At 69.3% G+C, this 21,805-nt stretch carries 19 protein-coding genes; 6 read left to right on the forward strand and 13 right to left on the reverse strand.

The features are described 5' to 3' along the window. Window positions 1-26 precede the first annotated feature (26 nt). The 4 genes from VQH23_RS06270 to VQH23_RS06285 form a co-directional block, all read right to left on the reverse strand. Entirely contained in the window at window positions 27-836 is an 810-nt protein-coding gene (locus VQH23_RS06270) for a GntR family transcriptional regulator (RefSeq protein ID WP_338664773.1), read from the reverse strand. Between the two features lie 188 nt (window positions 837-1,024). Next, window positions 1,025-2,497 (reverse strand): AMP-binding protein, encoded by a 1,473-nt coding sequence (locus VQH23_RS06275; RefSeq protein WP_338664774.1) that lies wholly within the window; start codon window positions 2,495-2,497, stop codon window positions 1,025-1,027. Between the two features lie 17 nt (window positions 2,498-2,514). Further along, window positions 2,515-3,375 (reverse strand): amidohydrolase family protein, encoded by an 861-nt coding sequence (locus VQH23_RS06280; protein WP_338664775.1) that lies wholly within the window; start codon window positions 3,373-3,375, stop codon window positions 2,515-2,517. Between the two features lie 12 nt (window positions 3,376-3,387). Further along, the gene (locus VQH23_RS06285) at window positions 3,388-4,533 is read right to left on the reverse strand and encodes an acyl-CoA dehydrogenase family protein (RefSeq protein WP_338664776.1); all 1,146 of its coding nucleotides are present in this window, start codon (window positions 4,531-4,533) and stop codon (window positions 3,388-3,390) included. 400 nt (window positions 4,534-4,933) lie between these two features. Here VQH23_RS06285 and VQH23_RS06290 point away from each other — a divergent pair, with 400 nt between their 5' ends. Then, on the forward strand, window positions 4,934-5,929 hold the full coding sequence (locus VQH23_RS06290) for a tripartite tricarboxylate transporter substrate-binding protein (protein WP_338664777.1): 996 nt from the start codon (window positions 4,934-4,936) through the stop codon (window positions 5,927-5,929). 442 nt (window positions 5,930-6,371) lie between these two features. Here the strand turns inward: VQH23_RS06290 and VQH23_RS06295 are convergent, their stop codons facing one another. Continuing rightward, window positions 6,372-7,226 carry an IclR family transcriptional regulator gene (locus VQH23_RS06295; protein WP_338664778.1) on the reverse strand — a complete coding sequence of 285 codons (855 nt, stop codon included), beginning with the start codon at window positions 7,224-7,226 and terminating at the stop codon, window positions 6,372-6,374. Between the two features lie 188 nt (window positions 7,227-7,414). Here VQH23_RS06295 and VQH23_RS06300 point away from each other — a divergent pair, with 188 nt between their 5' ends. The 4 genes from VQH23_RS06300 to VQH23_RS06315 are packed head-to-tail and all read left to right on the forward strand — an operon-like array spanning window position 7,415 to window position 11,718. Next, window positions 7,415-8,587, forward strand: a complete 1,173-nt coding sequence (locus tag VQH23_RS06300; protein WP_338664779.1) for an NADH:flavin oxidoreductase/NADH oxidase — start codon at window positions 7,415-7,417, stop codon at window positions 8,585-8,587. Between the two features lie 14 nt (window positions 8,588-8,601). Then, window positions 8,602-9,489, forward strand: coding sequence for an SMP-30/gluconolactonase/LRE family protein (locus VQH23_RS06305; protein WP_338664780.1), 888 nt, complete (start codon window positions 8,602-8,604; stop codon window positions 9,487-9,489). Window positions 9,490-9,493: 4 nt separating this feature from the next. Further along, window positions 9,494-10,711 carry a CoA transferase gene (locus tag VQH23_RS06310; protein WP_338664781.1) on the forward strand — a complete coding sequence of 406 codons (1,218 nt, stop codon included), beginning with the start codon at window positions 9,494-9,496 and terminating at the stop codon, window positions 10,709-10,711. Window positions 10,712-10,752: 41 nt separating this feature from the next. Beyond that, window positions 10,753-11,718: a tripartite tricarboxylate transporter substrate binding protein gene (locus tag VQH23_RS06315; RefSeq protein WP_338664782.1), complete on the forward strand. Its 966-nt coding sequence runs from the start codon at window positions 10,753-10,755 to the stop codon at window positions 11,716-11,718. Window positions 11,719-11,748: 30 nt separating this feature from the next. On the opposite strand, the gene VQH23_RS06320 is transcribed toward VQH23_RS06315, so the two are convergent. Beyond that, entirely contained in the window at window positions 11,749-12,705 is a 957-nt protein-coding gene (locus tag VQH23_RS06320; protein WP_338664783.1) for a hydroxymethylglutaryl-CoA lyase, read from the reverse strand. A gap of 198 nt (window positions 12,706-12,903) precedes the next feature. Here VQH23_RS06320 and VQH23_RS06325 point away from each other — a divergent pair, with 198 nt between their 5' ends. Continuing rightward, window positions 12,904-13,881, forward strand: coding sequence for a tripartite tricarboxylate transporter substrate binding protein (locus VQH23_RS06325; RefSeq protein ID WP_338664784.1), 978 nt, complete (start codon window positions 12,904-12,906; stop codon window positions 13,879-13,881). Between the two features lie 48 nt (window positions 13,882-13,929). Here VQH23_RS06325 and VQH23_RS06330 read toward each other — a convergent pair whose 3' ends face one another. The 7 genes from VQH23_RS06330 to VQH23_RS06360 form a co-directional block, all read right to left on the reverse strand. Then, window positions 13,930-15,141, reverse strand: coding sequence for an acyl-CoA dehydrogenase family protein (locus VQH23_RS06330; RefSeq protein WP_338664785.1), 1,212 nt, complete (start codon window positions 15,139-15,141; stop codon window positions 13,930-13,932). A 35-nt stretch (window positions 15,142-15,176) separates the two neighbouring features. After that, the gene (locus VQH23_RS06335; protein ID WP_338664786.1) at window positions 15,177-16,421 is read right to left on the reverse strand and encodes an acyl-CoA dehydrogenase family protein; all 1,245 of its coding nucleotides are present in this window, start codon (window positions 16,419-16,421) and stop codon (window positions 15,177-15,179) included. A 149-nt stretch (window positions 16,422-16,570) separates the two neighbouring features. Then, on the reverse strand, window positions 16,571-17,548 hold the full coding sequence (locus VQH23_RS06340; RefSeq protein WP_338664787.1) for a tripartite tricarboxylate transporter substrate binding protein: 978 nt from the start codon (window positions 17,546-17,548) through the stop codon (window positions 16,571-16,573). A gap of 155 nt (window positions 17,549-17,703) precedes the next feature. Then, a complete protein-coding gene (locus VQH23_RS06345) occupies window positions 17,704-18,192 on the reverse strand; it encodes a hypothetical protein (protein ID WP_338664788.1) in 489 nt (162 codons plus the stop codon). Then, window positions 18,189-18,707, reverse strand: a complete 519-nt coding sequence (locus VQH23_RS06350) for a MaoC family dehydratase N-terminal domain-containing protein (RefSeq protein ID WP_338664789.1) — start codon at window positions 18,705-18,707, stop codon at window positions 18,189-18,191. The genes VQH23_RS06345 and VQH23_RS06350 overlap by 4 nt, the downstream gene beginning before the upstream one ends. Window positions 18,708-18,744: 37 nt before the next feature. Further along, window positions 18,745-19,980, reverse strand: coding sequence for a CoA transferase (locus VQH23_RS06355; protein WP_338664790.1), 1,236 nt, complete (start codon window positions 19,978-19,980; stop codon window positions 18,745-18,747). A gap of 173 nt (window positions 19,981-20,153) precedes the next feature. Then, window positions 20,154-21,512: an MmgE/PrpD family protein gene (locus tag VQH23_RS06360; protein ID WP_338664791.1), complete on the reverse strand. Its 1,359-nt coding sequence runs from the start codon at window positions 21,510-21,512 to the stop codon at window positions 20,154-20,156. Window positions 21,513-21,805 lie beyond the last annotated feature (293 nt).

Genomic DNA, 21,805 nt, shown 5'->3' on the forward strand with positions numbered 1-21,805 from the left:
GGAGCGCGACGCCGGCAGGGGGGCTGTCAGTCCGCCGCTTCGCCCGCCACCGACCAAAGCGCCTTGCCGGATCGCAGGATGCGCTGCATATCCAGCTGATAATCGTAAAGCTCGGGCTGATAGAGCGCCTGGATATACTCCACCACACGTCCGTCCTGATCGCGCACTTGGCGGCGGACGTAGAGCAACGCACTGCCGACAGGCACGCCGAGCGCGCCGGCCACCGCTGGCTCCGCCGACCGGGCCGAGATGACCTGCTCCGCGTGGGAGACCTGACAGCCTGCTGCCTCCAGAAGCGCGAGCAGCGGCTTTCGGGCCAGGTCCGCGCGCTTGTAGCTGAGGCCGATCTCCTCCGGCACCCAGGTTGTCAGATAGGAGAATGGCCGCCCGTGATGACTTCGAACGCGCACTGATTTCTGAACCGTACTCTGGGGGGGGATCTGCAGCGCCTCCGCAATCTCTCCTAACGCCAGCACATAGCTGAAATCCAGCACCTTGACGCTGGTTTCCTGCCCCATGATGAGCAGGTTCTCGATCAGCCCGCCCAGATTCTGCCGGAGAGGCGAGACGGCATCCGGCCGCGCGAAGGTGCCACGGCCGTGCTGCCTTTCCAGAAGGCCTTCCCGCGCCAGTTCCTGCAATGCCCGGCGGATGGTGATGCGCGCCACCTGGAAACGAGCGGCCAGTTCGTGCTCGTTGGGAAGCGACACGCCATCGGTCCAGGTGCCTTCCAGGATCTGCTGCCGCAACACCGTGTAGATCCGGTGGTAAAGTGGGAGCGGCCCTTCGCCGCTCTGCCGCCCGGGAGGACGCCGTGCCGGAGCCTTGCCTCGCATCGCTCAAACCGCTCCAGGCATGTGCACGACGCACGGCATCGCCGGCGGCGCCATCCGCGAGACACCCTGCATTGTCCCCAGTCCCGCGTGCTTCGCCGTCACGCATGGCGCCGGGAGCCTCGGCGCCGCGTAGCAGTGATGCGGCCGACAATTCGAGACGGTCGAAGGGGATGCCCAAGACCTGCCTCTCATCGGATCGGTGGGAGGCTCTTGGCCAGTTCCGCCTTCAAGATCTTGCCAGAGGCGTTGCGCGGCAGGTCCGTCACCAGGAAGAACTCTCGCGGCCGCTTGTAGGAGGCCAGTCGGTCCGCGCAGAGCTTGTGAAGCTCGGCCAGGTCGAGCGGGCCACGCGGCAGGATGAAGGCCGCGACCTCCTCACCCATCTCCCGTGCCGGCCATCCGACGACAACCGCGTCATGCACAGCCGGATGCGAGGAGAGGAGTGCCTCTATCTCCATCGGATAGATGTTCACGCCAGCGCGGATAATCATGTCCTTCCCACGGCCGCGCAGGCGGATGAAACCGGATTGATCGATGGTGGCCAGATCACCGGGCAGGAACCACCCGTCCTGGAAGGCATCGGCATCCGCCTCGGCGTCGTCGAAGAAGCCGCTGGCGACACCCGGGCCGCGATAGGCCAGGCGGCCCACCTCGCCGGGGGGCAGAGGGCGGCCATCATTGTCCTGGACGCGGACCTCGACGCCGAAGACGGGGCGGCCCACGGAGTCCGCGTGGCGGTCGACATCCTGAGGACGAAGGAGCGAGACGCCTCCTCCCTCGGTCGAAGCGTAGTACTCGTGGAATCCCGCCGAGATACGATCGCGGATCATCGCGCGCTCATTGGCATGGAGAGGAGCGCCCGAGGACAGGAGAAGTGACAGGCGCCTCATGGGAAGCAGCTTGTCCGGCGCAAGGTCGAGCAGCCGGCGGATCAGGGTCGGCACAAGAAAGCAACTCGTCGCCTCGCGGAACTCGACCTCGCGAACGAGGTCCTCCGGCTTATAAGGCGGAGGAAAGAGCACGACCGTGCCGCCACAGAACAGCTGCGACATGGCAAAGGTGCGCCCGCCGCCGAAGTAGAGCGGCGTGGCCGACACATAGACCTGCTTGGCATCCAGGCCGAGATCGATCCAATGCGTCCAGAAGCGTCGGAGGAACTGGTAGTGCGTGACGACCGGGCCCTTGGGGCGGCCGGTCGTTCCGGACGAAAGCGAGACCAGAAGGGGCATCTCGCCGCAAGCGGCACCCGCGGGGAACTGCATGTCGGTCCGGGCCGAGGCGACGGCATCGAGGAAGGCCCGGTCGACTGGGACACAGTCGAGCCCTTCGATGGGTAACGCATCACCTTCGACCAGGACGCGCTTGGCCCGGAAGCGGGCGGCGACGGACTGCATCTCGGCCCTTGTCCACCGCACGTCGATCGGCAGGGTAATGGTCCCCAGCCGGGCGGAGGCATAGAGCGCCAGGACGTGATCAGCCGTGTCCTTGAGCGCGATGCCGAGAACATCACCGCGCTCCAGCCCGAGCGAGGACAGATGAGCCGCCCAGCGCCGGACGAGCCCATCGAGGTCACGATAGAGGATGGTACGGCCGCCATGGATGAGCGCCGGCCGGTCGGGCCGCGCCCGGACATGATGGGCGAGCGCATCGGCTAGATTCATGACCATCTCCGCGGCCCTCAATCCAGCTTGTAGATACGGCGCGCATTCTCTCGCAGGACCGCTCGCTTCGCCTCGGGCCTCAACTGAAGGGCCTCGATCTCGTCGCGCGTGCGCTCGAATGCCAGGACGGGGAAATCCGTCCCGAAGATGACCTTCTCCCGGCCGTAGGTGTTCATGTAGTGAATGAGCGAGGGCGGCCAGTAGCGCGGGCTGTGGGCATCGGTGCCGATGAAGACGTTCGCGTGCTTCCACGCCATGGCGATCATCTCATCCATCCAGGGCACGCCGAGATGGATCCCGATGATCTTTAGCTCGGGAAAGTCGCAGGCGACGGCGTCTAGGGTGATCGGTCGGCCGACGGAACGCCGCGGGTAGCGCGGGTCATAGACAAGGGACTGACCGACCTGGAGCTGGACGGGAATGTCCAGTTCCACGCATTTCGCGTAGAAAGGGTACCACTTGGCATGGTCCGGCGGCAGCTCGAACCAGTGCGGGTAGAAGTGGGCGCCGATGAACCCATGGTCCTGCACCGCGCGCTCCAGGGCACGAACGCCGTCCATCCCCTCGGTCGGATCAAGGCCGGCCAGTGCGCTGAACCGGTCGGGATGCATTTTCACGGCCTGGGCCACCAGCGCGTAGGGAACGTGGTAGCAGGCAGGGTGCCCCAGCGTGCCGACCTTCGCAGCGATCAGGAACGCGCGCTCGATGCGCGCCTTGTCCATGCGGTGGAGCATCTCCTCGAGCGAGATGCCCTGGAAGGTTTCCGCATCAACGCCGATCTTGCTGCGATAGAAGCCCGCCCGCTCGGGGCGCCCGGCCAGCGCCTCCTCTGTCCAGATGTTGACGACGGCGTCGATCGCCCAAACCTCATCGGTCATCGCGGTGCTCTCTCAAAGGCCAAGTTCGCGCGCGACGATCTCGCGCTGGATTTCGTTGGCACCTTCGCCGAAGGTGTAGAGGCGCCCGTCACGCCAGAAGCGCTGCATGTCGCTTTCCGCCGAGTATCCGGCGGAGGCGAGGATCTGCATGCCGTGATGGGTGACGTACTGCAGTGTCTCGGTGGCGATGATCTTCGCGGCCGAGGCCTCGCGCTGCGCCCTCTGCCCAGTAGCGAGGAGCCAACCCAGGTGCCAGACCGTCAGGCGCGATTGGTCGACCCGCATCTGCATGTTCGCCAGCCGGTGACGCACGGACTGGAAGCTTCCGATGGGGCGGCCGAACTGGGCGCGTTCCTTCGCGTGAGCGACGGCACAATCGACCGCGGCCTGGGCGCAGCCGGTAACGGTGGCCGCCATGGAGGCACGCGAGTTGTGAAGCGTTGACATCATGTGGCGGAAGCCCTCGCCCTCCTGCCCCATCAGGTTCCCGGACGGCACGAAGACGTCGTCGAAGCCGATGTCCCAGGACGGCATGCAGTTGTTCCCGATCTTCTCGAGCAAGGTCATGTTGACCCCGGCGGTCGAGGGCGGGACGAGAAGCAGGGAGATGCCCTTGGTGCCGCTGCTGTCCGCCGCGGTTCGAACCGGAACGAGCAGGTAGTCCGCACATCGCGCGTCGCTGATCCAGGTCTTGCGGCCATTGATCCGCCAGCCGCCAGGCACGGGCACCGCGCGCGTCCGGATGGCGCAGGCATCCGTCCCCGCTTCCGGCTCGGTCAGGGCGAGGGCGATCAGCAGTTGCCCATCTGCGAGCCTGGGAAGAAGCGCCTCGCGTTGCTCTGCAGTTCCGTACCCGAGGACGGACGCGATGCCGAAGCCCACCACGCGGTTGAAGATCGATGCCACCATGTAGGCGTGCCGTCCGAGCTTCTCCTGAACCAGCATGACGCTGCGCCAATCCATCCCGAGGCCACCATGCTCCTCCGGCAAAGCCAGGCGGAAGAGGCCCAGATCACCCATCTCAGGCAAAAGGTCGTAGGGAGGGATGTGCATCCGGTCACGCCGCCGGATCTCATCGACCGGGAGACGGTTCCGGAGGAAGCGATCGACGGAGTCGAGGACAGCCAGCTGGGCATCGTCGGGCGCGAAGTCGATCATGTGTGCACCCCAAGGCCGGAACAGCCGGGCCGCCGGCAGGACCCGAACAGGTCAGCCCGCGGGAACGCCGCCTCTGGAGAACGAAAGCTGCGCATCCTTCGGGCTAGTCCTCCACAGGTACTAAAACTAGGACATCCATTCTTACGGCTGTCAATGACGCCGTGAGGCCGGTCACGCTGCAGGCGCATCCCGCCGGCAGGCCCGGGCCGATCCGGCGTGACGCGGCCTGAGTACAGGGGCAGCCCTGGCGCGGCCCGTCGACGTCGCCCCCGTCCCGGCACCAGCGAGTCCTCACGACACGGCGGCTGGCACCGGGCTCGTGGATGCGTCACGATCGTTTCCCGGGACGAACCGCCCCAGGCCAGTACCGGGGCGCGCGCTGGGAGGAGCCAAACAGGACATGCCGAACGCCACACGCCGCACCCTGATAGCAACGACCCTGGGAGTGCCCTTCGCCACCGCGGCCGGGCCCCGCCAACCCGCGCGAGCGCAGCAGGCGCCTCTTCCGCCGGTCATCTCGCTCGTGGTGGGTGCCGCCCCGGGCGGCACGACGGACACCCTCGCCCGCGATGTTTCCGACGTATTGCGGGAGCAACTCGGGCGCAGTGTTGCCGTCGAGAACCGCGCGGGGGCAGGAGGGAACGTGGCGGCGCAGCACGTCGCACGTTCAGCGCCCGATGGCGGGACCTTGCTGGTCGCGTTCACGAGCCACACCCTGAACGCGGCCATCATGCGCCAGGTTCCCTATCGGCCGCTCGAGGACTTCACCCCCGTTGCGCTGCTTGCGCAGCTCAATGCGAGCGTGCTGGTCGTCGGAGCGGGCGTGCGGGAGGCGGACATCGCAAGCTTCCTCGCCGCGGCACGTGCCCGACGCGACCGCTACAGCTTCGCCATTGGCGGGGTAGGCAGCTCTCTGCACATGCAGACCGTCCTGTTCCGGTCGGCGCTCGGCCTGTCAGGGCCGGAAGTGCCGTTTCGCGGCACGGCGCCGGCGCTGGTCGATGTTGTCGCGGGCCATGTGGATGCGATGTTCGCACCGGTGGATGTCGCCGCCCCCCTGCTCCGGGACGGACGTGTCCGTGCGCTCGCGGTCACATCGAGGAACCGGCTGGCATCTTTGCCCGACATTCCGTCCCTGTCGGAAACAGTCCCGCAGGTTCAGACAGCGGCGGCCTGGTTCGGCGTGCTCGGGCCAGCGGGAATTCCGCTGCCTGTCCTCACCACGTTAAACCAGGCCATCCGTGCGGCGCTCCGCACGCCTCGGATCACCGAGCGGATCGTACATGCTGGCGGCGAGATCCCCGATCTCACTCCGGCCCAGTTCAGCACGTTCCTAGCACGCGACCTCGCACTTTGGATCGAGGCAGCCAGGATCGGCAAAGTAGAGGTTCAATAGGAGTTGCTGCGGCAGGCACGAGCCGTCGCATGCAGCCGGTACACGCGACAAGCGCGCGTTGTGCCGGACTAATCGGAACAGTCTGCCCACAGTCCGAGCCGCAACCGCTTATGCTCTCAATTCAGGGCCAGCACCTGTTCGTGCACAGGCCAAAGCGCTTCCTTCGACGGAGGCGGGAGATGTGAGGCCGTGCGCGACGCCGAGATCGAGCCGACCATGGCGGAGGCTGTCGCGAGGCGACTTCGCTGGAAGGAAAGCCTCGGGCTGAAAGAGGCCGCGGGGCTGGTAGGGAGAGTGCAGCATCCCGGGCAGCCCAAAGGTGCGCCGCAGGTCCGGCCGCTCGCCAACCGGCGCTACCATGACCCGGTCGTGCGCCCGAAGGACCCGCAGTGCCGAGCACGGTCCTGGCAGAGCGGAGCGGCCGCTCGTTCCGTGACAGGCTTCAGGCTATCCCCCTTCGGCCGGGGCGATCTCCCGTCGGGGACACGCCTTTCGTCCTTTTCGGGATCGCCGCGTGCTGCAACGCCTCCGCGAGCCGCGCCAGGCGCGGACCGACGTCGGAGCGCAGACGGGCCGCGGACAAGGTGACGGCGGCCGAACCGCAGTTGATCGCGAAGGGCACCGACCCATCCGGGGCCACTACCGGCGCCGCGGCCGTATTGTAGCCCTTGTGAAGAACCCCGGCATTGATGATGAAGCCGCGCTGCCGGAACTCCTCCAGGGCGAGCGCAAAGCCTGCCTTTGCCTTCCCCCAGCGTCCGCCATCCCTGGCCTCCATCTCACCGACGGCGCGAGCGCGCTCCTCCTCGGAGACGCCGGCAAGCCAGGCCCAGCCGAGCGCCGAAGTGGAGAGCGGCACGCGCGAGCCGACGTGAAGATTCATCAGCAGCCGGTTGTCGCTCTCGCACCGCTGCAGGATTACCATCTCGATCCCTTCGCGCGTCGCGAGCCCGCCCGCGCCCTCGAAAGTATCCGCCAGTTCCTGCAGGTGCGGCCGCGCCGTCTCGGCGATGCCGAGGCCCGCGATGGCGCTGTGCCCGAGCCGGAGCGCCGCCAGCCCCGGCCGCATCTTGTCGCCGGAGACCGTGACCAGCACGCCCATCTCGATCATCGTGTGGCAGAGCCGCCACACGGTCGGCTGAGGCAGCCCGGTGAGCCGCGCAAGGTCGGAGCCGCTCATCTCCGGCCGCTGCGGCGTAAAGCACTGCAGAAGCTGCAGCCCGCGGGAGAGGGCCGTGACGAACTGCCGGTCCTTCTTCTCGTCCGCGCTTGTCGGGGGAGGTTTGATCGAGGCCAAGAAGCGGTCTCCGGATACGGCAGGGCCGTGGCGGTTTACGAACGGTCCGCGAGCGCGGTAGCATCGCGGCGCTTCGATTACACAATTCGTCATGCGAGTAAAGCACGGCCTGGCACAGGGGAGGCGCGGCGTCCTGAACGGGACATGGCCGCCTTACCCCCTGGAGGAAGAGGGAGACGGACGCGTCCATGCAGCAGGCTCCACTCCTTCTCCAACCCTTCGCGCTGCGCGGACTGGTCCTACGGAACCGGATCGTCCTCTCCCCCATGCTCACCTACGCCGCGGAGCGCGGCCACGTGACGGACTGGCACCTGATGCATCTCGGCAGGTTCGCGGTGGGGGGTACGGGGCTGGTCTTCATGGAGTCCACGAAGGTTGACCCGCGCGGCTGCACCACGCCGCGCGACCCCGGCCTGTGGAAAGACGAGTTCATCCCGGGGCTCGAGCGTATTACCCGCTTCGTGAAGGGCCACGGCGCGGCGATCGGGATCCAGCTCGGCCATTCCGGCCGAAAGGCCCGCAACTCCGTGCCCTGGGAGGGGCGCGCCCCGCTGGCCAGCCATCCCGGACTGGAGGATGACGGGGATTGGGAGCTGGTGGCGCCGAGCGCCGTGGCCGCGAGCCCGGCGGCCGCGGTGCCGCGCGCCCTCACCCTGCCGGAAATCCAGGACATGGTGGCCGCCTGGGGCGCCGCCGCCGGCCGGGCGCACCGCGCCGGCTTCGACGTGCTGGAGGTGCACGGCGCGCACGGCTACCTACTGCACCAGTTCCTCTCTTCGGCCGCTAATCGACGGGACGACGCCTATGGCGGCTCTCCGGAAAAGCGGATGCGCTTTGCGGTGGAGGTGGTCGAGGAGGTGCGGCGGCACTGGCCCGCGGAGAAGCCGCTGTTCTTCCGCGTTTCCGCCATCGATGAGGATGGCGGCACGATCGAGGCGACGGTGGCGCTTGCGCGCGCGCTGCACGCCAAGGGCGTGGACGTGATCGACTGCAGCACGGGTGGGATGACGGCGCGCTCCATCACCGAGGCGGACCGGCCGCGGCTGGGCTACCAGGTGCCGCACGCCGCCCGGATCCGGGCCGAGGCCGGGGTGGCGACCATGGCAGTGGGGCTGATCGTCCATGCCGACCAGGCGGAGGCGATCCTGCAAGAGGGCAGCGCGGACCTCGTCGCGATCGGGCGGGAGATGCTGCACAACCCGAACTGGCCACTGGACGCCGCGCAGAAGCTCGGCGCGCCCGACGCCTTCACCGCGATCCCACCCGCCTACGGGTACTGGCTGGAGAAGCGGGACAGGTCCGGCTTCGGAAGCGCCCCCTCCACCTGGCAGGCCGGCATGGGGCCGGCCGGCGCCCGATAGGCCCGGAGGAACGGATGCCGAAGCTTCCGCAGCCCGAAATCGAGGTCGTGCACGAGGGCGCCGACATCGTCGGGGAGAGCCCGATGTGGCACCCGGCGGAGCGACGCCTCTACTGGGTGGACACGCGATATCCCGCGCTGCAGCGGCTGGAGGCGGACGGCACGGTCCGCCGCTGGACCATGCCGAACAACATCGGCTCCTTCGTGTTCCGGCGCGGGGGCGGCGTGGTGGCCGGGCTGAAGCAGGGCTTCGCCGCGGTGGACCTGGAAACGGGGGCGGTGACGCCGGTGCTGGACCCGGAACCGGACAAGCCGGAGAACCGGCTGAACGACGGCCGCTGCGACCGGCGCGGGCGCTACTGGTGCGGCTCGCGCGACCCGGGCGACGAGAACCCCGGAGGATCGCTGTTCCGCCTCTCCCCGGACATGACGTGCGAGCGGATGGATACGGGCTTCATCGTGTCCAATGGGATGGCCTTCAGCCCGGACGACCGGACGATGATCTTTGGCGACAGCCGCGGGGAGACGGTGTGGCGCTACGATTTCGACATCGAGAGCGGGCGGATCGCCGACAGGCGCGTCTTCCTCTCGACCGCCGGCCTGCCCTGGCGCGTGGACGGCGCGACCTTCGACGCCGAGGGCTACTACTGGTGCGCCCTGATCGGGGACGGCGCGATCGGGCGCTTCGATCCGGAGGGGCGGCTGGACCGCATCGTGCGGCTGCCCGTCTCGCACCCCACCATGTGCAACTTCGGCGGACCGGACCTCGACGTGCTCTACGTCACCTCCGGCACCGTGTTCCTGGGCGAGGCGGAGCGGGCGCGGCAGCCGCTGGCCGGCGCTCTCCTCGCGCTCCATGGCCTCGGCGTGCGGGGCGTTCCCGAGCCGCTGTTCGAGGGCTGACGCGATGACGGAAGAGACGGCGGAGGGACCCCTCCGTGGCATACGGGTTCTCGACCTGTCGCGGCTCGTCTGCGGCAACATGCTGACGATGCTGCTGGGCGACTTCGGCGCCGACGTCGTGAAGGTGGAGGAGCCGGGGCCGGGCGACCCGCTCCGCGCCTGGATCGCGGACGGCATCGCCGCGCACTGGAAGGTGTACGGGCGCAACAAGCGCAGCATCGCGCTCGACCTGCGCTCCGCCGAGGGGCGGGCGGTGCTGGAGCACCTGGCGGCGCGGGCGGACGTGCTGGTGGAGGGCTTTCGCCCCGGCACGCTGGAGCGCTGGGGCCTGGCACCGGCCATGCTGCTGGAGCGACACCCTGAGCTCGTCATCGTCCGCATCTCGGGCTTCGGGCAGTCGGGGGAGTACCGGATGCGGCCGGGCTACGGGTCGCTGATCGAGGGCCTGTCCGGCTTCGCCTCGCGCAACGGCTTTCCCGACCGCCCGCCGCTGCTGCCGAGCTTCCCACTGGCCGACATGGTGGCGGGCATGATGGGCGCTTTCGCCACCGTCTCGGCCGTGCGCGCGCGGGAGGCGGGCGGCCGGGGACAGGTCGTGGACCTCTCGCTGCTGGAGCCGATGGTGGCGATGTTCGGCGCTGACGCGGTGCTGCAGGGTTTCAAGGGCACCGTGCGCGGGCGCACGGGCAGCCAGGGCGCCTCGGCCGCCCCGCGCAACACCTTCCTGGCCGGCGACGGCAACTGGCTGACCATCTCCGCGCCCATGCAATCCATGACGGAGAAGCTGTTCGACGCGATGGGGCGGCCGGAGATGAAGTCCGACCCGCGCTTCGTCACGAACACTGCGCGGCTGGAGCACGTGGAGGCGCTGGAGGCGGAGATCACCGCTTGGCTCTCCACCCGGAGCGCCGCGGAGGCCTGGGCGACGCTGGACGCGGCGGGGGTGACCGCCGCGCCGATCCTCGATGCCGCGGGCCTCGCGGCCGATCCCCACGTCCTCTCCCGCGGGGTGTTCCGCGCGGTGGAGGATTCGGAACTGGGGGAGGTGACGGTGCCAGACGTCGTGCCGCGTCTCTCCGGGACGCCGGGCGCCGTGCGCCGGCCCGCGCCGGGAGTGGGCCAGGACAGCCGGGAAATCCTGGCGGAGGCGGGCCATGACGAGGCGGCGATCGAGGCGCTGATCGCGGCGAAAGTGGTGGCGGAGAGCAGGAAGGACGCGTGACAGCTCGGAGGGGCGCAAGACCCCCTGGAGAGGAGGAGCGTATGAGGTGCATCCTGAGGGCCGCCCTGGCCGCGGCGGTGGCCTGGGCCGCCTGGTACGGCACGGCCGCGGCGCAGCCGGTGGCGCCCTACCCGGACCGGCCCGTGCAGGTGGTGGTGTCCTGGCAGGCGGGCGGCGTGGTGGACACGATCGGCCGCGCCCTGGCCCAGGCCATGTCGGACCTGTCCGAGGGGCGCTTCGTGGTGGTGAACCGCGACGGCGCCTCGGGCATCGTCGGGGCGCAGGCGGTGGCCTCGGCCAGGCCGGACGGCCTGACCATCGGCTTCGGGCCCATCACGCCGATCACCACCGCGGCACATACCGTGCGCAACGTGCCCTTCGACGTGGAATCATTCGAGTACGTCTGCCGCGTCTTCGAGAACGTGCTCGCCGTGGTGGTGGCGGAGGGCTCCCCGCACCGCACCATGCCGGATCTCGTCGCCACCATTCGCGCAAGGCCGGACACGATGACCTATGGGCACTTCGGGACGAACAGCCTCGGGCACCTCTCCTTCGCCAACATCGTGCGCGGCCTTTCCCTGCGCGTGACGGACGTGCCCTTCCGCGGGGAGACGCCGATCTACCCGGAGCTGCTGAGCGGCCGGTTGGACTTCGGCATGGGCACGGTGGGAGGCGCGCGCGGCAAGCCGGTGCGGCTGCTCGCCGTGTTCGGCGATGAGCGCAGCGTGGCCGCGCCGGATGTGCCGAGCACGCGGGAGCTGGGCCTGCCGACGCTGCAGCCCGTGCTGGCGGGGATCACCGTGCCGCGCGGGACGCCGGCCGCGGTCACGGCGCGGCTGGACGAGCTGTGCCGCAAGGGGACCGAGGAGGCCTCCTTCCGCGCGGTGATGGGCCGCCTGGGCGAGCCCATCCTGTATTCCGGGCGCGAGGCCTTCACCGCCCAGGCCCGGCGAGACAACGCCGAAAAGGTGGAGGTGGTGCGCTCCCTCGGGCTGACGCCGCAGTAGGTCCGGGGGCGGACGGGCCGCCCCCTTCCTTCAGGCCGCCTTGCGGAAGGCGTCCAGGCTGCCTGCGTGGATCAGCTCGCTCGGCAGCTGGTGGCCGACGATCGCCTCGGCCATGCGCCCCACTTCGATCAGCGCGTCGAGGTCCACGCCGGTCTCGATCCCCATCTCGTGGCAGAGCAGCACCAGCTCCTCCGAGCAGATGTTGCCCGCGGCACCCTTCTGGCCGGCGAAGGGGCAGCCCCCGAGTCCGCCTACCGTGGTGTCGAAGCGGTCAATGCCCATCTTCAGCGCGGCGTGCGCGTTGGCCACCGCCAGGCCGCGCGTGTCGTGCAGGTGGAGCGTGACGCGCTTCTCCGGCCAGCGGGACCGCACTTCGCCGAGCACGCGCTCGATCCGCGCGGGCATGGCCCAGCCCATCGTGTCCGCGAGCGAGATGTCCGTGATCTCCGCCCCGGCCTCGGCGGCGATAGCGAGCCCGTCCTCGACCGTAGAGATCACCTGCGCGGGCGAGATGTCGCCCTGGTAGTTGCAGCCGAAGGCCGCCATCACGCCGATCCGCCGCACGGGTACGTCGTGGGAGAGGTGCAGCGCGGTCTGCTTCCGCATCGCCGCGAGGTTCTCCTCATGCGTGCGGTTGAGGTTCTTCTTCGTGAAGCCCTCGCTCGCGGTGAGCGAGATCGAGCCGGAGATGGCGAGCTTGTCTCGGAACGCGAGCGCGCGGTTCAATCCGCTCTCGTTGAACCACAGCGCCGTGTAGCGGACGCCGGGCTTCGCCTTGAACCCTGCCACCGTGTCCTCGGCGTCCGCCCAGCCCGGCACGATCTTGGGGCTGACGAAGGAGCAGACCTGGATGTGGTCCAGCCCCGTCTCGGCCAGCGCCTCGATCAGGCGGATCTTGTCGGCGGTAGCGATCGGGCCGGGCTCGATCTGGAAGCCCTCGCGCGGTCCCTCCTCCTGGATGTGGACGCGCTTCGGAATGTCGGACATGGCTTTGCTCCCCGTGCTTTGAAGCCCCTGCCCGAACCGGCTGCCGGCCGTGTCTCGGATAGGGATCAGGACTGCAAAGTCGTTGATCACCTTGCCGCAGACAAGGCAATCTGAATCTCGAACAATCAACTCGCAGGATGAATTCTCGGGTTGACGCCTGCCTCCTCGATGGGGCGGCGACAGGGAGGAGAAGGTTGCATGCTGACAAGACGCCAACTCGCGGCTGCTGCCGGCCTGGCCACGCTGGGACACGCCGCGGGCGCGCAGGCACAGCGGGAGGCTTTCCCGAGCCGGCCGGTCCGGCTGATCGTGCCGTACACACCGGGCGGCTCTGTCGATCTCATGGCGCGCGCCTTCGGTACCCGACTCTCGACCCACACGGGCCAGCCCACGGTTGTCGAGAACAGGCCGGGCGCTTCCACCATGCTCGCGACGGAGTACGTCGCGCGCGCCGAGCCGGATGGCTACACGGTGCTGTCGGGCGGCACGCAGCTGGCGCTGATGCCGCATTTGGGCACCCGCACGCCCTACGACGCGGAGCGCGACATCACCGCCGTCGCGGTGCTGACCATCGTGCCGTACCTGCTGGTGGTGAACGCGAAGCTCCCCGTCCACAATGTGAGGGAGCTGATCGCCTACGCGAAGGAGCGGCCAGGGGTGCTGAACTACGCCTCCTTCGGCGTCGGCGGGGCCGGGCACCTTGCGGCCGAGATGTTCAACCTGCTCGCCGGCACGGAGACGGTGCACATCCCCTACAACGGAACGGCGCCCGGGCTGAACGACGTGATGGGCGGGCGCGTCGCCATGAGCTTCTGCACCATTCCCCCTGCCCTGCCGGCAATCGAGGCCGGGCGGCTGCGGCCGCTGGGGCTGACGGGGCGCCAGCACCTTTCGGCCCTGCCGGGCGTGCCGACGATCGAGGAGGCGGGGGTTCCGGGCTACGAGTGCGTCAGCATGAACGTGATGTTCGCGCCCAGCGGCGTACCCGCCGACCGGCTGCAGCGGCTGAACGACGCGGTGGTGAAGTCGCTCGGCGATGCCGAGCTGCGTAAGCTTCTGGAGGAGCAGGGTTTCGTGCCCGCCGAGCCGATGACGCCCGCCCAGGCCAAGGTGAGCTTCGATATATCCGTCACCAAGCTGGTGGACATCATCCGGCGGGCGAAGATCCAGACCTGACGATGCCGGTCCCCGCCCCGGACCGCCGGGGCGGGGAACTGCGGGGGTTCAGGCCACCCTGCGCTCCCGCTCCGGCTCCGCGGCCGCACCGGCCACGGGAACGGGCTGGCCGAGCACGACCTCGCCGGGGAAGTCGATCAGCGCCGCCGCGACCCGCGCGCGATGGTCGTAGGTGGTGCCGAGGCGCATGCCCCAAGCGGCGATACGCCGGTACCAGAGGTGCAGGTCCAGCTCCATCATGAAGCCGATGCCGCCATGGATGATCTGCGCGTTGCGGGCGGAGGCAAGGCATTTCTCGTTGCAGAAGGCCTTCGCCTGGGAGACCTCGACCGCGTGCGGCAGGCCCTCGTCCATCCGCCACAGCGCCTCGTAGGTCAGCAGCTCGCCGCCGTCGATCCAGATGACCATGTCCGAGCATATGTGCTGGATGGATTGGAAAGCACCGATGGGCTGGCCGAAGGCCTCGCGCATCTTGGCGTAGTCGAAGGCCATCTCGGCGTCCTTGCGCGCGGCACCGAGCATCTGCGCGCAGAGCAGTGCCGCCGCGCGGTCCAGCATCCGCTCCACCACCGGCCAGGCCTCGCCCGCGCGGCCGACCAGGTTGGCCACGGGGACGCGGACGCGGTTGAAGGTGACCTCGCTCTGCTTGTCCTTGGCCGTGGTGGTCAGGGGCTTGTGCGAGAGGCCCTCCGCCTTCGTATCCACGAGAAGGAGCGAGAGGCCGGCGCTGCCGCTGCGCGCCGGCGCGGTGCGGCATACGACGAGGAATTTGTCCGCAGCGACGAAGTCGTCCACGAACATCTTGCGGCCGGAGAGGAGGTAGTGATCGCCCTCCTGCACGGCGTTCATGGCCACGGCCTCCGGCCGCAGGCGCGGGTCCTCCTCGGTGAAGGCCCAGGTCAGGATCGTGTCGCCCGACACCACGCCGGGCAGGATCGCCTCGCACTGCGCCTTGCTGCCGGCCTCGGCAATCGTGAGCGCCGCGACGGCGGTGCTGTGCAAGGGCAGAGGCGCGACGGCGCGCCCGACCTCCTGGAGGACAAGACCGAGATAGACGAGCGGCATTTCCGAGCCGCCATAGGCCTCGGGGAGCGAGAGGCCTTGCCAGCCCAGCTCCGCCGCCTTGCGCCAGAGCTCCGGCGGGTAGCCGAGCGGGTCGGCCTCCATCGCGCGCACGAGCTGCGGCGTGCACTCGCCCTCCAGGAAGCTCCGCGCGGTCTCGCGGATCATCTCCTGTTCGTCGGTCAGCAGGACATCCATGTCAGCGGTCCGTCATCTCGTTCTGTCAGGGGCCGTCAGTTCGCCGCGGCCTTGGGCCGGCGCATGGCCGGCAGGCCCAGGCCGCGGCGCGCCACCTGGTCCCGCATGATGGTAACGCCGCCGTGGTTCACGCCGGACTGGAAGGCGCCGAGGACGTTGTGCGCGAAGACCCCGTCCTCCACCGCGTACGGCGAGCCGCGCAGGAGCTGGCCGTAGGGGCCGAGCATCTGCGTGATCGCCTCCGTCGTGCGGACGCCGTGCTCGGGGGCCCAGACCTTCTCGGCAGAGCCCTCATAGGTGAAGTCGCGGCCGCGTTGGACGATGGACATGCTCCGCATTGTCATAAGGCGGCAGACCTGCGCCTCAATCCACAGCTCCGCCACCTTGTCGCGGATCGCCGGGTTGTCCACATAGCCTTCCAGCTCCGTGGTCTTGACCCAGTTGACCATGTCCTCGTCGCGCCGGATCGACATGACGTAGCGGAAGGCACCGACACGATCGAGGTTGAGGCCATCCGCCGCCACCTTCCAGCCCTTGTTCTCCCCGCCCAGCAGCGTGGATTCGTGGACGCGCACGTTGTCGAAGAAGGTCTCGTTCGTCCGCGCCTCGCCATAGGTGGTGCCGAGCGGGGCGCGCGGGTTGTTCTGGATGGACCAGAGCGGCCGCACGGTGATGCCCGGCGTGTCCATGGGGAAGATGAAGATGGACAGTCCCTCGCGCTTCGGCAGGCTCGGGTCCGTGCGCGCCATCAGGTAAATGTGGGAGGAGAGATGGCCGGAGGTGGTGTAGATTTTCTGGCCGTTGATCACGAAGTGGTCGCCGTCCCGCGTCGCGCGGCAGCGGATATTGGCGAGGTCGGCGCCCGCATGCGGCTCGGTGAAGCCAAGGGCGAAGGTAATCTCGCGGCTGATCAGGCGCGGGATGTAGTAGCGTTTCTGCTCCTCGGTGCCGGCCGCCATGATCGCCGGCGCGCCGCTGCCGCTGAGGCTGATGTTGAGGCCGACCCGCATGAAGGCCTCCTCCACGATGTACTGGCTGATGCGGTCGCCGCCCTGCCCGCCGTACTCCCTGGGGTAGGCGATGCCGAGCCAGCCGCGGGCGTGCAGCTTGCCGTAGAGCTCCCGCATGTTCGGACCGAAGGGGTCGGCCACGCCGGAGCCGTGCATCTGGTCGTCCTGGGCCTCCTTGTCGTGGAGCACCTCGGGCGTGACATGCTCCGCAATGAAGGCGTTGACCTCGCGCCGCAGCGCCTCCTGCTCGGGCGTGTAACCGAAATTCATGGCATTCCCCGTTATGCAGGGCCGGGTAAGCCCCGCCCCGTCGCGTGCCGCCTTGCAGGGAGGGATCCCGCTAATCGCACCGCGAATACCTTATCCTTTTCCGACGGTAGACGATCCCGGATCGGGGGGTCAAGAAGATGCGCCGGAGGTCAATCCAGCCGGACCGAGGCGTCCTCGATGATTCGGCCCCACTTCCCGGCATCGCTCCGCTGCAGGGCGGCGAGGGCGGCCGGGGTGTTCCGCTCGGCGGGCGGGATGACGTAGCCCTGCTCCCCGAAGAAGCGGCGGACCTCCGGCATGTCCAGCGAGGCCAGCATCTCGGCGCTCATCCGCTGCAGCGCCGCCTCGGGCGTTCCCGCGGGGGCGTGGACGGAGTTCCAGCCGGCCGCCTCGAAACCGGGCATCCAGGCCTCCTGCATCGTCGGCAAGTGCGGCAGGGCGTTCACCCGCTCCGGCGTCGTGACCGCCAGGGCGCGCAGGCGCCCGTTCCCGATCTCCGGCACGGCGGGGAGGATGGTGCTGAAAGCGAAGGCGAGCCGCCCGGCCATGAGGTCGATGAGCACGGGCGACGAGCCGGGATAGGCGACATGCGTCACCTCGACCCCGGCCGCCCGGCCGAAGAGCAGCCCCGTGAGATGCGCCGTGCTGCCCGCCCCGTAGGAGCCGAAGATCAGCCCGCCCGGCGCCGCGCGGCCGTGGGCGACAAGGTCCTGCACCGAGCGCACTGGAAGCAGCGGGTTCACCACCAGCACGAAGCGCACCGTGGCCAGCAGCGCCACCGGCACCAGGTCGCGCTCCGCCTCGAATGGAAGGCGTCGGTAGAGGAAAGGATTCATCGCCAGCGAGGACGTGCCGACGACGAAGTTGTAGCCGTCCGGCGCCGACTGGACGATCTGCTGGGTGCCGATGATGGTGTTCGCGCCGCCGCGGTTCTCGACCACGATCGGCTGCTGCAGCCGCTCCGAGACGTGGCGCATGACGGTGCGGGCGAGGATGTCGGCGCCGCCGCCGGGCGCGTAGGGAACCAGCAGCCGCAACGGCCGCGTGGGCCAGGGCCCGGCCGCGCGGCCCTGGCCGGCCGGTAGCAGCAGGCCGCCGCCCGCGCACAGGAATTGCCTTCGCCGCATCGTTCGTTCCTCCCGTTCGGGGGCTTTCAGGATCTTCTCCTCGGTGCCCCGGAGGTGCCGGGCGAGACGGCAGTGGAGCAAGTCAATCCGTTCCGCCGCGCTGGGCATCGCCGCAGGCCCCGGGCGTTCCCGGGGGCTGCGGGCCGTTCCACGGGTCAGCCGGCCGCGGGCGGCACGAAGGGATAGGGCACCGGCGCCCGCCCGCGGTAGGGCAGCGCGACCACGGCGGTGCCCGGCGTGGATTCCACTCCCTTCTCGTTGCTGATGCCGACATCCAGATCAACGAGGCCGTAATCCGGCATCTCGCGCTTGCCCGTGACCCTGGCCCAGACGGAGAGCGTCTCCCCCGCCACGTTCATGGCGCGGAACTGGAAATTCACCTTCCACATCCAGCCGTCGCGCCCTGCCCAGTCCTTCAGGAGTTGCGCGATGAACTGCTGCTTCAGCGAGCCGTTGATGAGCAGGCCCGGCAGTTTGTCGTGCCCGGTGGCGAAGGGCTGGTCGTAGTGGATCTTATGCCAGTTCTCCATCGCCGCCGACCATCGCATCAGGTGCGGCGTGGTGAACGGCCCCTTGCCGAGCGGTCCCACGGCGTCACCGACGGAGACGTCCTCGAAATCGATCCTCTCGCGCATGCCGCTCACCGCCGGATGATGGTCTTGCGGGAGCGCAGCAGGAGCTGGCCCGCCTCGTTCGTGAACTCCGTCTCGAAGATCACGAGGAGCATCGGTCCGGACTTCGTCTGCTTCTCCTGAATATCCGCGATGCGGGACTTCTGCAGCACGCGCTCGCCGTGGCGGGCATAGGCGAAGAACTCCACCTCCGCGCCGCCGTTCAGCAGCGCCAGGCCGTGCAGGGGCAGCTCCGGGAGGCCGTTCCCCACGCCCATCACGATGCCGTCGAAGTCGGGATCGTGCGCGCGCTCCGTCAGAACGTCGGGGGTGCCGAAGGGCGTGCGAAACATGAAGGAGGGATAGAGCGGCGGCGCCACCGCCCCGCCGTAGCGCAATCCTTCCCGGTCCGAGGCGTAGGCCGGATCCGGATCCATGATGGCCTGAGCGTAGCGGCGGACCGCACCGGCCTCCACGGCGTCGCAGGCCGCGAAGGCCGGCCCCTCCCGCCCGATGTAGGACCGCACCTCGTCCGTCAGCAGCGTCATGCCCGATCCTCCTCCTCTTCTCCCGGCCGCATCGCGCTCAGCCGGTGCGGCTCGGCTGGTCTCCGTCGCGCCAGCCCTCGTCCAGGCCGATGGCGCCGCGCCTCGCGAGGGCGTTGATCTCCTCATCCGCGTAGCCGGCGTCGCGCATCACCTCGGCCGTGTGCTGGCCCAGGCGCGGCGGCGGCAGGCCGATAGCGGCGGGCGTCTCGCTGAGCTTCACGGGAAGGCCCGCCATCCGCATGGCGCCCAGGCCGGGCAGGTCGATCTCCGCCACCATCCCGCGCGCCGCGACCTGCTCCTCCGCCACCACCCTGTCGATGCGGTTGATCGGGCAGCACGGAACCTCGTTCGATCTCAGCAGCATCTCCCATTCCGCCACGCGGCGTGTCGCGACCGCGGCGCCGATGAGGTCGATCAGTTGCAACCTGTTCGCCACGCGCAGCGCGGCGTCGGCGAAGCGCGGATCGTCCACCCACTCCGGCCTCTCCAGCGCCGCGCAGAGGCCGCGCCACATGCGCTGATTGAAGGCAGAGATGACGATCCAGTCGTCGGCGGCGCGGTAGGCGCGGTATGTCGGGCTGGTCAGCGCGCCGCTGCCGCTCGGCCCCGGCACCTCGCCGGAGGCGAAGTAGCGCGTGACGAAGTGGGCAAGCATCGACATCTGTCCCTCAAGCAGCGAGGTGTCCACGCGCTGCCCGCGCCCGGTGCGATGCCGCGCCTCCACCGCCATCATCACGCCGATGGTGGCGAGCATGCCCGCGCCAATATCCGCGACCGACATGCCCATCTTCACCGGGCCGCCGCCCTCCTCGCCTGTAATGCTCATGCCGCCGGCATAGGCCTGCATGAAAAGGTCGTTCGCGGGCTCCTCCGCCCGCGGACCGGTGGCGCCGAAGCCGCTGATGGCGCAGTAGATCAGGCGCGGGTTCGCGGCCTGCAGGCCCTCCCAGTCCAGCCCGGCCCGCGCGAGCGCGCCGATCCGGTAATTGTCTACAAGGACATCCGCGCCCTTGATCAGCCGCCGCGCGACGCCCGCGCCCTCTGGCGTCTTCAGGTCGATCGCGACACTGCGCTTGTTGCGGTTGGCGGAACCGTAATAGTAGCCCATGGCGCCGAAGAAGTGCGGCGGCCACGAGCGGCTGTCGTCCCCGGCACCGACACGCTCGATCTTCACCACCTCGGCGCCGAAGTCGCCGAGCGTCATCGCGCAGTAGGGACCGGCCATGGCAACACCGACCTCGACCACCCGAAGGCCTGCGAGGGGCCCGCTCATCGCGCGCACCCCGTCAGGTGAGCACCGGGGTTTACTGGCTGGATCAAACGCTTCTCCCGGAGAAGAGCCGGCCGGAACCGCCCCCTCATTTGCTATGCGAGTTGCTTTCTCGCTACTGTCCCACGCTAGGCCCAACCCGTCCGGGCTGTAAACCGCTGGTGGCGGGGCTGCGCTCAGGCCGCCTCCAGCTCCGTCGCCGCGCCGAGCGTCGCGATGTCGTTCAGCCGATCGAAGAGCGCGGGCGCGCGCCGGCCCTCTCCCACGGAGGCCAGGCAGTCCATGAACTTCGCGCGCAGCTCGGCATCGGTCAGCGGCACGGCGGCGTGGCCGCGCGCGCGCCGGACGGATTCCTCCAGCCGCTCGCCGTTCCGCAGCGCCACCCGCACCGTATCGAAGGGCGCGGCCCCCGGCAGGGCCGGATCCGCCTCGTCGGTGGATGAGACGGTGACGCGCGCCATCAGCGCCCGCACCTCCGGGCGCTGCACGAAAGCGTCGGTCAGCTCCGTTAACCCGACCTTCCCGGCGATCACCGCGGCCGCCATGTCGAACTGCGCGCTGAACTTTGCCTCCAGCCCGGTCGCGGGCATGGCGTTGCGGAGCGTTCCGGCATGGGCGCGGCTCGTGACCACCTCGATCGTGTCGATCTCCTCCGCTCCAAGGGGCCGGCGCGCGAGCAGGGCGAGCATCGCGTCGGTCGCGCGGTGGCCGCAGTAGCAGATCGGGAACTTCTTGATGCTCAGCCGGTGCTCCAGGATGAGCCAGTCCTGGCCGAAGCCCCGGCTCGGTGCGTCCAGATCCTTCATCCGGCCGTGCGGGGAGATGGCGTAGAGGAAGCCGCGCGGGTGCTCGATGGCGTCGAGAGAGGCCGTCATCCCCGCTTGCGCTAGGCGGGCCGACATCACGCCCGCCTGCGCCGCGCGCCCGGCGTGGAAGGGCTTCGTCATCGTGCCGAAGTTGGCGCCCAGCCCTGCGCTCTGCGAGGCGCCGAGCGCGACGGCGTGGGCCGCCCGCTCCGCGTCCAGCCCGCGCAGCCTGGCGCAGGCCGCGGCCGCGCCGACAGCGCCGAACACGCCGGTCGGGTGCCATCCCTTCTCGTGGTGGAAGTCCTCGTCGTGGGCGATCAGCTCCGCCCAGACCTCGTAGCCCGCGACATAGGCTGCGACCATCTCCGCCCCCGTGGCGCCGAGCGCCTCGCCCTCCGCCAGGATTGCCGGGACGAGCACGGCGCTGGGATGGCCGCGCAGGGCCACGTCGTCGTAGTCGAGCGCGTGGGCGGCGGTGCCGTTGATGAGGGCCGCCTCGGGGGCCGGTGCGCGCAGGGGGCCGAAGGTCAGGGCCGCCTCGCCCCGCGGCCCGGCGACGTCGAGCGCGTCGCGCAGGATACCGACGACCGGCTCCTCCCGGCCGGCGATCATCACGCCGACGCAATCCACGAAGCCCGTCCGGGCGATGGCCGAGGCTTCCGCCGGGATTTCTTCGAATCGCAGGCCGCTGGCGAAGGCCCCGAGCGCGCGCGTGATGGAGGTGGCCACGGCTCAGCCCTCCTGCGCGCAGCGACGCGCATAGGCAGGACGGATTGCTGTCGGGAGCTCGGCCATTATCGAACGGTCCTCCAGCGCTGCCAACACCCGGTGGTCAGACTCCGGCCCGGCATTCGCGCAGCAAATGATTTATTTGTGCATTACGTTACGGCTACCGCCGTTTGTCACGCGAGGTCAAGAAGCGGGACCAGATCGCGATCCCAAGTTCGGCAGGAAGCGCCTCTATTTGCATAGCGGATTTCCTGCCGCGTTGCGCGAGCAGCGGTACGGGCATACCATCCGCT

This window comes from Pararoseomonas sp. SCSIO 73927, assembly GCF_037040815.1.
Taxonomy (GTDB): Bacteria; Pseudomonadota; Alphaproteobacteria; order Acetobacterales; family Acetobacteraceae; genus Roseomonas.

What these genes read in the sequence shown, in the direction of transcription:
- VQH23_RS06270 (WP_338664773.1), bottom strand. Translation starts at nt 836, where the DNA reads ATGCGAGGCAAGGCTCCGGCACGGCGTCCTCCCGGGCGGCAGAGCGGC.
- VQH23_RS06275 (WP_338664774.1), bottom strand. Translation starts at nt 2,497, where the DNA reads ATGAATCTAGCCGATGCGCTCGCCCATCATGTCCGGGCGCGGCCCGAC.
- VQH23_RS06280 (WP_338664775.1), bottom strand. Translation starts at nt 3,375, where the DNA reads ATGACCGATGAGGTTTGGGCGATCGACGCCGTCGTCAACATCTGGACA.
- VQH23_RS06285 (WP_338664776.1), bottom strand. Translation starts at nt 4,533, where the DNA reads ATGATCGACTTCGCGCCCGACGATGCCCAGCTGGCTGTCCTCGACTCC.
- VQH23_RS06290 (WP_338664777.1), top strand. Translation starts at nt 4,934, where the DNA reads ATGCCGAACGCCACACGCCGCACCCTGATAGCAACGACCCTGGGAGTG.
- VQH23_RS06300 (WP_338664779.1), top strand. Translation starts at nt 7,415, where the DNA reads ATGCAGCAGGCTCCACTCCTTCTCCAACCCTTCGCGCTGCGCGGACTG.
- VQH23_RS06305 (WP_338664780.1), top strand. Translation starts at nt 8,602, where the DNA reads ATGCCGAAGCTTCCGCAGCCCGAAATCGAGGTCGTGCACGAGGGCGCC.
- VQH23_RS06310 (WP_338664781.1), top strand. Translation starts at nt 9,494, where the DNA reads ATGACGGAAGAGACGGCGGAGGGACCCCTCCGTGGCATACGGGTTCTC.
- VQH23_RS06315 (WP_338664782.1), top strand. Translation starts at nt 10,753, where the DNA reads ATGAGGTGCATCCTGAGGGCCGCCCTGGCCGCGGCGGTGGCCTGGGCC.
- VQH23_RS06320 (WP_338664783.1), bottom strand. Translation starts at nt 12,705, where the DNA reads ATGTCCGACATTCCGAAGCGCGTCCACATCCAGGAGGAGGGACCGCGC.
- VQH23_RS06325 (WP_338664784.1), top strand. Translation starts at nt 12,904, where the DNA reads ATGCTGACAAGACGCCAACTCGCGGCTGCTGCCGGCCTGGCCACGCTG.
- VQH23_RS06330 (WP_338664785.1), bottom strand. Translation starts at nt 15,141, where the DNA reads ATGGATGTCCTGCTGACCGACGAACAGGAGATGATCCGCGAGACCGCG.
- VQH23_RS06335 (WP_338664786.1), bottom strand. Translation starts at nt 16,421, where the DNA reads ATGAATTTCGGTTACACGCCCGAGCAGGAGGCGCTGCGGCGCGAGGTC.
- VQH23_RS06340 (WP_338664787.1), bottom strand. Translation starts at nt 17,548, where the DNA reads ATGCGGCGAAGGCAATTCCTGTGCGCGGGCGGCGGCCTGCTGCTACCG.
- VQH23_RS06350 (WP_338664789.1), bottom strand. Translation starts at nt 18,707, where the DNA reads ATGACGCTGCTGACGGACGAGGTGCGGTCCTACATCGGGCGGGAGGGG.
- VQH23_RS06355 (WP_338664790.1), bottom strand. Translation starts at nt 19,980, where the DNA reads ATGAGCGGGCCCCTCGCAGGCCTTCGGGTGGTCGAGGTCGGTGTTGCC.